Origin of the sequence: Actinocrinis puniceicyclus (assembly GCF_018283645.1) — a bacterium.
Classification (GTDB): domain Bacteria; phylum Actinomycetota; class Actinomycetes; order Streptomycetales; family Catenulisporaceae; genus Actinocrinis; species Actinocrinis puniceicyclus.
The window spans coordinates 41,481-51,783 of the sequence record NZ_JAGSXH010000037.1; the positions used below are offsets into that span (position 1 = coordinate 41,481).

Consider the following 10,303-nt stretch of genomic DNA (forward strand, 5'->3'; position numbering starts at 1 on the left):
TGGGTAACGCCGAAACCGAGGCCCTCGCGCCCGCCCGCCTCAGTCGGTGTCTCAGTCTCAGTCTCAGTGCAGCGACCGGATCCGCGGCACGAGCACCCCGGCGAGTGCGGCCAAGTCGATCTCGGTGTGCTGCCCTTGCAACTGCGAGTTGTCGATCACCGCGACCGCGGTGCCGACGCGTACGGCCGCGCCGTTCATCACCATGGTCTGGCCGCCGATCGCGACCTTCACGGTGAAACCCACCGACTCGTCCCCGAGCCGCGGGCCGGGGGTGACCTTCACCGAGGCACTCTGCGTCGCGCCGCTCGCGTCGGCGGCCTGGAACGTGCCACATCGGTTCAGAGCGGCGCCGAGCTTGTTGGTGAAAGTGGTCGCTTCCGTGCCGTGGAACTCCAGCAGCGTCTCGTCGAACTCGCCGAGCCCGGAAGGCGGCGTGAAGGCGTCGCTCGCATAGCTCGCTTCGCCGAGACTGTTCTGCCCGACCGTGTTGATCAGGTTCAGCACCGTGTTGCAGTCCGCGCTGCCGAGGTCCACCTTGGGCGGCGTGGCGGAGAGAAGCGCGCCGCTGTTCTGGGCGCCGATCGACTCCTCGTTGTAGTCCTTCGGCACGTCGGCGGCGCGCAGCAGGATGCCGGAGAGCTGCTTGCCGCTCGGTACGTCGTGCGCGGCGGACGCGGAAGAGGAAGCAGAGCTCGAACCGCCGCCGCTGCAAGCCGCCAGAGCGGCCGAGGCCACCAGCGCCGCGGCACCGGTGATGATGCCGTTGCGGTGAATCCGAGTTGCCATGCGGGCACCTTATCGCCCACTTCCCGTGCTTCCCCCTCGGGAGCATGGACCTTTACACAGGCCATACCTCGGGGTAACTCGGCGGTGCGCGTCCTCGAACCCGCAGGGTGTTCCGCCAGGTTCGCGGGTTGATCGGCCGATCGGCCGATCCTCTCGGATCAAACCGCGCGGCCGTCCGATCAGCGGTCGACGCCCGCGCGGCGCGGCTTGCACAACTCTTCGTACCCGACTCCGGTCGCCGCCGCCGACGCCTGCCAGAGCCGGTCGGCCAGGACTGCGTCCCGGGCGACGTGGCTCGGCCTGACGCGCACCGGAGCCCCACGCACACCGAGCCGCGGCCCGAAGAACTCGCCGCCCGCGGCGTCCGCGCGCGTCGCCGCGTACAGCGTCGGCAACGCACCCGACGCCGTGGACTGTGAGATCACCTGCGTGGACAGCTGCGCGATCCGGCCGATCAACGGCCGCTGTCCGATGCTGGCGCGCGCGACCAGTTCCGAGCGCGTCACGCCGGGATGCACCGCGATCGAGCGAAGACCGGTGGCCGCATCGGTGCAGTCGCGCACCTGCCGGTCCAGTTCGAGCGCGAACAACAGGTTCGCCAGCTTCGAACGCGCATAACCCAGCCACCGCGAGCCGTGTGGCAGGGTCTTGAAATCAGTGGGCTCGCTCAGTCCCGCGCCGCCGGCGAGATGGTGCGCGATCGAGGACACGGTGATCACCCGGGCCCCGTCGGCCGCGAGCAGCAGCGGCAGTAACCGGCCGGTCAACGCGAAGTGGCCGAGATGATTCGTGCCCAGTTGTAGTTCGAAGCCCTGGTCGGTCAGTTGCGGCGGCGGAGCCATGACCCCCGCGTTGTTCACCAGCAGGTCCAGATGTCCGGCCCGATCCGCGATCTCTCGGGCCGCGTCCCGTACCGACTCCAGGTCCGCCAGATCGACGCGCACCAGTTCGACCGACGCCGCGCCGCAACGCTCGACGATCCGTTCCTTCGCGCGCTGCCCGCGGCCCAAGTCACGGCAGCCGAGCAGAGTGCGGGCCCCACCCCGGGCCAACTGCGTCGCGGTCTCCAGGCCGATCCCGCTGGTCGCCCCGGTTACCAGGGCCACGCGGCCGGACAGGTCGGGGGCGTCGGCGGCGCGCCAAGCCTTCCACAGCACCATATGGAACAGTCTTGCGGAGTGCTGACGCGCCGTCCATGCTCCGCGCCGTGTGTGGCAGCAAACGGCCGTACGGCCGAGCCGTATGCCGCGACGCGCCGTGCCAGCTACGGCTACAGCTACGGTTACAGCAAAGCCTTGATGGCGGCGAGGACTTCCGGGGCATCCGGCGCGGTATGCGGCTCGAACCGGGCCACCACGTTGCCCTCGGCGTCGAGCAGGAACTTCTCGAAGTTCCAGCGGATGTCGCCGGTGTAGCCTTCGGCGTCGGCGACCTTGGTCAACTCGGCGTAGACGGGGTTGCGCCGTTCGCCGTTGACGTCGGTCTTCTCGAACAGCGGGAAGGTGACCCCGTACGTGGTCGAGCAGAAGGTCCGGATCTCCTCAGCGGTACCGGGTTCCTGCCCGCCGAACTGGTTGCACGGGAAGCCGACCACGGAGAAACCCTGGCTGGAATAGGTCTTGTGCAGCTCCTCCAGCGCCATGTACTGCGGGGTCAGCCCGCACTCCGAGGCCACGTTGACCACGAGCGCCGCACGGTCGATGTGCGCGCCGAGGCTGGTCGGGCTGCCGTCCAGCGTCTTGAGCGCGATGTCCTTGATACCCACCATGCGGGCTGATCCTCCGGATTCGTCGTGCTTGTTCGGGTCGGCCCGTCGGTACAGGCCTCACTGCGCCGTGTCGTCCTCGTCCGCGTCGCGGCCCGGGTCCTCGCCGCCGGGGCGCTGACCCCATCGCCGGTACATGGCGCCGCCGATCCGGTCGCCGATTCCCGACGCGTCGCGCGCGAAGTCGCGCAGCTTCGCCATCAGCGGATCGGCGCTGTTCTTCACCGATTCGGCGTAGGCGTCGGCGGCGGCTTTCGCGTCATCCGTGGCGGAAGCGGAGGCGTCCCCGTCCCGGCGCGGATAATCGCCGCCGAGGATCCGGTTGTACGTCCCGGACTCGACCCAGCGGGTCAGCTCAAGCGAACGCACCGAGGGGAAGGGGTGCGTCTGGTCCCGGGTGAGCAGCAGCTTCAGTATCGAGTCACGGATGTCGCCGCCTGACTCGTACTCGCGGGCTTGGTCGATGAAGGCGAGCGCGTTCATCTCGTGCAGGTGCGCTCCGCCGGCCATCTTCATCTGGGTGCGCACCGCCGCCTCGATGTCCTGGCCGACCAGCAGCCCGGCGCGGTCGCTGGACAGCTCCGCCTTGCGGAACCACTCCAGCAGCGCGGTGATCAGCGCCTGGATGCCGAGCTGGCCGCCGGGCAGCCAGGCCACCGCGCCGCTGAGGTTCATCAGCCAGATCAGCATGGTCCGGTACACCGCGTGGCCGGAGAACGCGTGGCCGAGCTCGTGGCCGACGACGAAACGGAGTTCCTCCTCGTCCAGCAGGTCGACCAGCCCGGTGGTCAGCACGATCACCGGCTTGTCCAGTCCGATGGTCATACCGTTGACGAGCGGGGTTTGCTGGACGAATAGCTGCGGCCGGTCCGGCACGTCCAGCACGCCGCACGCGTCGGTGAGCAGCGCGTCGATCCGGGGGAACTGCCGCTCGGAGACCTGCACCGCGTTGGCCAGCAGCATCAGCCGCAGATTGCGCTCTCCGATCAGGCCGCTGAGTTTCTTGAGCAGCGTGTCGAATCCGCTCAGCTTGCGCAGCGCGGTGAGCGCGGCGCGGTCCGCGGGGTGCTCGTAAGCGCGCGAGCTGATCTGCGGGAAGTGTTGGCGGCTGCGGTCCGGCACGCGTTCGCCGGGCTCGCCGGCCCGCGGTGGCTGTGTCATCGACTCGATACCCCTCGTGAGTGCGGGAGGTTCCCGAACTGCCACATTAGCGACCCACCGTCCGCCATGGAGTGCTGCTGCGCGTATGGTCGATACGTGCACCAGATTCTGTTGGCGGTCAACGCCCCGGACACCACCCCGCCTGGGGTCTTCCTGCGCCTGTACATCTTCGGCGGCCTCGCCCTGGTCATCCTGATCGCGTGGCTGGTGCTGCGCGGTTACCGCGATTCGGACGAGAATCGGGACAAGAACCGCGACTGACCGACCCTCGCCGCAGCGAGCTCGGTGCGGCCCTCTATATTGGGCGCGACCGGGCACGGTGTGAGCCGCCGGTCCGCGTCGGACAGCGATCGAGCAGGATTAAGGACGGACACGGTGCACGCGCATACCGTTTTGGCAGAAGGCAGCGGCCGTTACGCGGGCATCAACCCGGCCCTGAACGCGACCGTCGTGATCATCATCTTCCTGGTGCTGCTGTTCCTGGTCACCCGGCTGAACCGCGACAAGTAGACCGCGCGTATACGGACAAGCCGCCCGACCGTCGGTGAAACCGCGGGGCGGGCCAGGTAGGGTCGGTGCGCATGAGCGACCCTCAGACCCCGTTCGCCCGGAAGGCGACCGGGCGTGCGCGCCGCGTCGGCGTGATGGGCGGCACCTTCGACCCGATCCATCACGGCCACCTGGTCGCGGCCAGCGAGGTCGCGTCGCTGTTCGAGCTCGACGAGGTGGTGTTCGTTCCCACCGGCCAGTCCTGGCAGAAGGACCATCGCCGTGTCTCCGCTGCTGAGGACCGCTATCTGATGACGGTCATCGCCACCGCGTCGAATCCCCGGTTCACGGTCAGCCGGGCCGACATCGACCGCGGCGGCCCGACGTACACCGTGGACACGCTGCGCGATCTGCGTGCCGAGCGGTCCGCCAACACCGAGTTCTACTTCATCACGGGCGCCGACGCGCTGGAGCAGATCTTCACCTGGCAGAACGCCGACGAGCTTTTCGACATGGCCCATTTCGTCGGCTGCACCCGCCCCGGCCATTCGCTCACCGATCCCGGGCTGCCGGTGGGGAAGGTCTCCCTGGTCGAGATTCCGGCCCTCGCGATTTCCTCGACGGCCTGCCGCGAGCGAGTGCGCCGCGGCGAGCCGGTGTGGTACCTGGTACCGGACGGAATCGTTCAGTACATCAACAAGCGGGGCCTTTACCGGGATCCCGCCGACGCTGCGGCGCACCTCGGGCGCCCGCACGAGTGGGGAGCCGGCGATACCGTCGAAGCGGCACCGGCGACCCCTCACGACGCTGCAGCGGACACAGACACCGCGGCAAGTACCGACGCCGTGACTGAAACCGACGCCGTGACTGAACCGAAGGCGGGGCGCACGACGTCGACAGACGCAGTGAGCAAGCCAGCGCCGGACACGACCGCGCAGGAGGCACCGTGAGCGGACCCGGACGCCGCCGGAAGCCGAGCCCGGAGGAGGGAAGCCTGCCGGCGCCGCCGAGCGCGCCCGCGGGTCACCCGCAGCAGCCGGTGCAGCCCCGATACGAGTATGAATACGGCCACGACTGGAGTCAGCCGCAGGCTGCGCAGCCTGATCCGCAGCCCGGCTCTGCGTTCGACCCGTACGCGTCCGCGGGCGCTGCGAGTGCGGCGCAGGACCAGCCGTTGTATTACAACCCGGTCGGGTACGGCCTGAGCGATCCGTATGCACTTTCGGATCACCCGTCGCAGCCGGCTTCTCCGGCTTCCGCGGCGTATCAGGCGCCTGTTCCGCCGCCGGCGATACCGCGTCCGGACGCCGTCTGGCCCGGCGCCGCCGCGAACTCTGACCCGCCCCCGCCGCAACCGTTCTCACAGCGGGGTCCGCATCCCGATTCCGCGTCCGCACCACTGTCTTACGCGGCGCCGTACCCGACCGATCCGGTGAGACAACCGGTCACGCCGCCTAACGGCGACGCGGAGTCCGACGGATTCTTCGACGACGCGGACTTCTTCGACTCGGGCTCGTCTCCGGCGGGTTCGAGCTCTTCCCTCGGCTCGGCCGTGAGGCCCACCGCGCCCACGGCGTTCGCGACTGCGCCCGCACCCGGCGGTCCGGCGGGTCCGGCGGGTCCGTTCGATCCGGTGGTGCCGCCTCCGGCTGACGGTGCGCCGCGCCCCAAGGACGGATACTCGGCCGCCGACTTCGCCTTCCTCGAAGAAGAAACCGGCCACGACGTCAAGGGCTGGCTCACCTTCGTCGAATCCCGGGCCGAAAGCCGCGCTGACCGGGTCAAGCAGTTTCGGCGGCGGCTGATCGCAGCCGGGGCCGCCGCCGCGCTGGTCCTGGCCGCGGTCGGCGGATATCTGCTGTTCAGCGGCGGAACGCTGGGCGGTGCCGGCGGCCCCGCCAAGTCCGTGATCCTTCTCCAAGTCAGCGACAACACAGGCAACGCGGTGGCGGACGCCCTGCTCGTGACAGACCACTCCGCGACTACAGGCACCGGCAGCGCGAAGGCCGTCAACGGAAAGGGCGCCGGCGTACTGATCCCGTCCCAGATGGTCGTCAACAGCACCGGCTTCGGGCAACAACCGTTCGGCGGCAATATGGCGCAGTCCGTGCCGGCGGCCGGGAAGGACACGGTATCCGACGTGCTGGGCGTCACCATCGACGGCGTCTGGCGTATGGACGAGATCACCTTCGCGGGGCTGATCGACGAACTCGGTGGAGTCCAGCTCAACGCGGCCGTGGCGGTGCCGGCCGCTACCGCGGCGCCCACCGCGGCGCCGATCCAGGCCGGCGCGCAGAAGCTGAACGGCGGTCAGGCAGTGGCGTACAGCACGTACACCGCCAGGGGCGACGGCCCGGACGCTCAGAGCGAGCGGTTCGGTCAGGTCGTCGACGGCCTGCTCGCCGCGCTGCCCACCGACTCGGGCGCGATTACCGCATACCTCAACCACCTGGGCATCGTGGACGATCCGACGCTGCCGGAAAGCAAGCTCAGTCCGATCCTCGCCGCGCTCGCCGTGGAGCAGCAGGCCGGCTCTTACACGTCGAAGGCGATTCCGCTGCGTACAGACGGGTCGGACGAGATGGATGTGCAAGCCGCGGCGCCGATCGTCAGCAATCTGCTCGGCGGCGCGCTGAACACGCAGAACAACGGTCAGGTCTCCCGGATCCTGGTCGAGGACGCGACGGGTCACACGGGGATCCAGTCACGGGCGATCCGCGGAGCGGCGCAGGCACGGTTGTCGAACGGCGGCTACACGTTCATCGACGGAGCAACGGTCGCACGTCGCGGCACCAGCGTGGTCGAGGTCGGCACGGACGGCGCGAAGTCGGCCGCGGTGCAGGTCGCCGCGACGCTCGGCCTGCAGCCTGACAGCGTGCGGGTCGTGCCCGGGTTGAGCACGTTCGCGGATGTGACCGTGCTGCTCGGCGCCGACTGGCCGAAGCTGGCGAACGTCACTCTGCCTGTCGGGAACTGATGTCCGCTGCGGCACCGCTGTTGAGCGCGCTGCGGCCGAGCGCGCTGCGGCCGCCGCAGCACGGCGGCGGGTCCGATATGCGTTCGGACCTGTCGGCCCTCCGTGAGAACCTGGTAACCACGAGCAGGCGAACGAACCTGCCAAGTGAGAGGTGTGGCGAGAGTGACAGCGACCGACCGAGCCCGGGAACTCGCGATTGCGGCGGCGCAGGCGGCGTCGGACAAGCTCGCCGACGACATCGTGGTCTACGACGTGAGCGACGTGTTCGTGATCACGGACGTATTCGTGCTCGCGTCGGCGCCGAACGACCGGCAGGTCAGGGCCATCGTCGACGCCATCGAGGAGCGTCTGCTGGAACTCGGTGCGAAGCCGGCCCGGCGTGAGGGCCAGCGCGAGGGCCGGTGGGTGCTGCTCGACTACGTCGACATCGTGGTGCATGTCCAGCATGCCGAGGAGCGCACCTACTACGCGCTCGAACGGCTGTGGAAGGACTGTCCGATCATCCCCCTGCCCGACGCGATCACCAGCGGCCGTTCCGCCGGCCCGGCGGGCGACTTCGGCGGCGCGCGGTGAGCATCGGCACTGATCTCAACAGCGGCGAGGCACCGGATGCGCCCGTGCCCGGGTCCGTGTCAGTAACCGTGCCCGGGTCCGTGACGGTGCTGGCGCCGGATTCGGCGGTCGCCGGCCGGTCGGCGTTTGACCGCCATGCATACCACGCGCCGGGCCGCCGCGTGGTGGTGTGGCGGCACGGTCAGACCGAGTGGAACGTGGAGGGCCGGTTTCAGGGCCAGACCGATGTTCCGCTTGATGCGGTCGGCCGTGACCAGGCACGCCGGGCGGCTCGCCTGCTGGCCGCGTTGCGCCCACATGCGATCGTCGCGTCGGACCTGTCCCGGGCGGCGGAAACGGCCCGCGAGCTGAGCGCGTTGACCGGCTTGGGTGTCGCGCTCGATGCTGGGCTGCGGGAGACCTTCGCAGGCACGTGGCAGGGCCTGACGGACAACGAGATCCGCGAGAAGTTCCCCGAGCAGTTCGCGGCGTGGAAGCGTGACCATTCGGTCCGCCGCGGCGGCGGGGAGTTGGAAACCGAGGTCGCCGACCGGGTCGTCCCGGCGATCCTGCGCGCCCTCGACGGCGTCCCGGCCGGCGGGACGCTCGTGGTGGTCAGCCATGGCGGCTCCTCCCGGGTCGCCATCGGCCGCCTGCTCGGCCTGCCGGCTGAGCACTGGAGCAGCCTCGGCGGCCTGTCGAACTGCTGCTGGTCGGTTCTCGGCGAGGCCACCCGCGGCTGGCGCCTGCTGGAACACAACGCGGGTTCCCTGCCCGAGCCCGTCATCGGCGACGACGCGGAGGCGGAGGCTGAGGGGGAAGTCGAGACCGAGGGCGAGGGCGAGGGCGAGGGCGATTCGGAGGCCGGGTCCGAAACCGCGGCCGCGGCAGCGTGACCGTCGCCGACCCGCTAAGGATTTCGTGTTTGGCCGCCGCGTTGGCTAGTATGGCGGAGCCCGCCCGGGAACAGAGCAGTTCCATGGAGACGTACAACGTTTGTTCCTGGCGGGACCAAAGATCCGCCCGCGAGGGCGGATTCGAATAAGGGGCCATAGCTCAGCTGGTAGAGCATCTGTCTGGCAGACAGAAGGTCAGGGGTTCAAGTCCCCTTGGCTCCACAAGCCAAAACACCCCCGGTCGATCAAGGCCGGGGGTGTTTGACACCCATTATTGACACCAACGTCAGTCACCGCGGAGTCTCTTCTCCACCTTCTTCAGCGCACGACGCCGAGCCTCACTGCTGGCCTTCTGGTAGATCTCCAGCGTGACCGACGAGCGCGAGTGTCCGAGAATCTCCATCGCGGCGCGCGGTTCGACGCGCAGTTCGCCGAGCAGGGATGCGCAGGTGTGCCGAGCGCCATGCGGTGTCAGGTGGCGCAGGCCGGCCGCAGCCCTGATCCGATCAAACGACCGGTTGAAGTTGCGCGGCTCGACCTGCCGACCGGTGCGCGTGGTGATGACCAAGCCGGATTCGGTCCACTTGTCGCCGGCCTTGTCCCGCCACTCGTTTTGCAGGTCCTGGTGATCGGTCAGCGCGTCGCGCACGACACTGAGCAGGGGGAGCGGACGACGACCGGCGCGTGTCTTCACGTCGGACAGGTGGAGCGAGTGGCCGGCCCGCTGGCTCTGCTTGCGGATGCGAATCTCGCGCCCCGTCCAGTCGACATCGGCCCAGCGGACGCCGAGCGCTTCCCCGCGCCGTAAGCCGAGGTAGAAGACCATGACGAACGCCGGGTAGAGCTGGTCACCCGTCGCGGTCTTCAGGAAGCGCCGTACCTCATCAGGTGTCCACGGCTCATTCTTGTCAGCGTCCTTGTTCTCAAAGCTGAACTCGACGAGCCGCGCCACGTTGCGCTGAATGAGTTCTTCCTTCATCGCCCGAGTGAGCGCCGCACTCAGCGTCGTACGCATGTTGCGGACCTTGCTCTCACCGTCGCCCGCCGCAATGCGCTGGTTGAAGAATGTCTGGCAGTCCTTGACTGTCAGCCGGTTGAGAGGTCGCTTACCGAGGCCCGGCTTCAGGTAGAGCCGCGTCATCAGCTCATACAGGACATAGGTCGAAGGCCGCTTCGAGACCTTGACCACGTGCTCTAGCCAGTGGTCGAGCCAGTCGCCGAGCTTCCACGACTTCACCGTCTGCGGGATGCCCGCCTTCTCTTGAGCCAGTGCCTTGAGCAGTTTGTCGTGTGCCTCCTCCCACGTCTTGCCGTAGACGGTCAGGCGCTCCCGAGTGCCGTCCGGTGTGGTGACGTAGGCGCGGCCCATGTGACGACCGTCCTTGCGCTTGGTGATCGTGCCAGCGCCGTTCGGATTGCGCTTCCGGACCATCAGTTGTCCTCCTCAAGGCGCTGAGAGAGGTACGCGGCCAGCGCGACGACCGGGATGCGACGGGCACCGCCGACCTTGATCGAGCGCAGTTGCCGGGTACGAATCAGGTCGTAGACCTTGTGCCGTCCGACGCGGAGCCGGGCCATGACTTCCGGCACGGTCAGCGCGTCGAGGTCAGTGGTGATAGTGGTCTGTGTCATGGGCTGACTCCTTCCTGCTCGGCGACGGGTGGGCGGGTGCTGCTG

At 68.7% G+C, this 10,303-nt stretch carries 11 protein-coding genes, 1 tRNA gene and 1 pseudogene; 7 read left to right on the forward strand and 6 right to left on the reverse strand.

What is annotated here, in order from left to right; genetic code table 11:
- Positions 1-63 precede the first annotated feature (63 nt).
- From KGA66_RS12785 to KGA66_RS12800, 4 genes are all read right to left on the reverse strand, one after another.
- Positions 64-786, reverse strand: coding sequence for a hypothetical protein (locus tag KGA66_RS12785; RefSeq protein ID WP_211468062.1), 723 nt, complete (start codon positions 784-786; stop codon positions 64-66).
- A gap of 179 nt (positions 787-965) precedes the next feature.
- Positions 966-1,946: an oxidoreductase gene (locus tag KGA66_RS12790; protein WP_211468064.1), complete on the reverse strand. Its 981-nt coding sequence runs from the start codon at positions 1,944-1,946 to the stop codon at positions 966-968.
- A 122-nt stretch (positions 1,947-2,068) separates the two neighbouring features.
- Complete coding sequence (locus KGA66_RS12795; RefSeq protein ID WP_246507652.1) at positions 2,069-2,554, reverse strand: glutathione peroxidase; 486 nt, start codon at positions 2,552-2,554, stop codon at positions 2,069-2,071.
- A 57-nt stretch (positions 2,555-2,611) separates the two neighbouring features.
- A complete protein-coding gene (locus KGA66_RS12800; protein WP_211468066.1) occupies positions 2,612-3,712 on the reverse strand; it encodes a M48 family metallopeptidase in 1,101 nt (366 codons plus the stop codon).
- Between the two features lie 96 nt (positions 3,713-3,808).
- On the opposite strand from KGA66_RS12800, the gene KGA66_RS12805 reads away from it, so the two are divergent.
- The 7 genes and pseudogenes from KGA66_RS12805 to KGA66_RS12830 all read left to right on the forward strand — a co-directional run bounded on the left by KGA66_RS12805 (position 3,809) and on the right by KGA66_RS12830 (position 8,848).
- Entirely contained in the window at positions 3,809-3,973 is a 165-nt protein-coding gene (locus tag KGA66_RS12805) for a hypothetical protein (protein ID WP_211468068.1), read from the forward strand.
- Positions 3,974-4,087: 114 nt separating this feature from the next.
- Complete coding sequence (locus KGA66_RS30980; protein ID WP_281416591.1) at positions 4,088-4,222, forward strand: hypothetical protein; 135 nt, start codon at positions 4,088-4,090, stop codon at positions 4,220-4,222.
- Positions 4,223-4,293: 71 nt separating this feature from the next.
- Positions 4,294-4,917, forward strand: a pseudogene (nadD, locus tag KGA66_RS12810) (nicotinate-nucleotide adenylyltransferase); the annotation flags it as partial.
- A 716-nt stretch (positions 4,918-5,633) separates the two neighbouring features.
- Positions 5,634-7,178 carry an LCP family protein gene (locus KGA66_RS31575; RefSeq protein ID WP_211468070.1) on the forward strand — a complete coding sequence of 515 codons (1,545 nt, stop codon included), beginning with the start codon at positions 5,634-5,636 and terminating at the stop codon, positions 7,176-7,178.
- 162 nt (positions 7,179-7,340) lie between these two features.
- On the forward strand, positions 7,341-7,751 hold the full coding sequence (gene rsfS, locus KGA66_RS12820) for a ribosome silencing factor (protein WP_211468072.1): 411 nt from the start codon (positions 7,341-7,343) through the stop codon (positions 7,749-7,751).
- A 161-nt stretch (positions 7,752-7,912) separates the two neighbouring features.
- Positions 7,913-8,626: a histidine phosphatase family protein gene (locus KGA66_RS12825; RefSeq protein WP_369015861.1), complete on the forward strand. Its 714-nt coding sequence runs from the start codon at positions 7,913-7,915 to the stop codon at positions 8,624-8,626.
- Positions 8,627-8,775: 149 nt separating this feature from the next.
- Positions 8,776-8,848, forward strand: a tRNA-Ala gene (locus KGA66_RS12830).
- Between the two features lie 64 nt (positions 8,849-8,912).
- Here KGA66_RS12830 and KGA66_RS12835 read toward each other — a convergent pair.
- Complete coding sequence (locus KGA66_RS12835) at positions 8,913-10,058, reverse strand: tyrosine-type recombinase/integrase (RefSeq protein WP_211468074.1); 1,146 nt, start codon at positions 10,056-10,058, stop codon at positions 8,913-8,915.
- Positions 10,058-10,258 (reverse strand): helix-turn-helix domain-containing protein, encoded by a 201-nt coding sequence (locus tag KGA66_RS12840; RefSeq protein ID WP_211468076.1) that lies wholly within the window; start codon positions 10,256-10,258, stop codon positions 10,058-10,060. Before KGA66_RS12840 ends, KGA66_RS12835 begins: the two co-directional genes overlap by 1 nt.
- Positions 10,259-10,303: the final 45 nt, after the last annotated feature.

Bases quoted from the DNA above. Each gene is read 5' to 3' on its own strand.
- KGA66_RS12840 (WP_211468076.1), bottom strand. From the start codon at position 10,258: ATGACACAGACCACTATCACCACTGACCTCGACGCGCTGACCGTGCCG.
- KGA66_RS12795 (WP_246507652.1), bottom strand. From the start codon at position 2,554: ATGGTGGGTATCAAGGACATCGCGCTCAAGACGCTGGACGGCAGCCCG.
- KGA66_RS12790 (WP_211468064.1), bottom strand. From the start codon at position 1,946: ATGGTGCTGTGGAAGGCTTGGCGCGCCGCCGACGCCCCCGACCTGTCC.
- KGA66_RS12835 (WP_211468074.1), bottom strand. From the start codon at position 10,058: ATGGTCCGGAAGCGCAATCCGAACGGCGCTGGCACGATCACCAAGCGC.
- KGA66_RS12785 (WP_211468062.1), bottom strand. From the start codon at position 786: ATGGCAACTCGGATTCACCGCAACGGCATCATCACCGGTGCCGCGGCG.
- KGA66_RS12800 (WP_211468066.1), bottom strand. From the start codon at position 3,712: ATGACACAGCCACCGCGGGCCGGCGAGCCCGGCGAACGCGTGCCGGAC.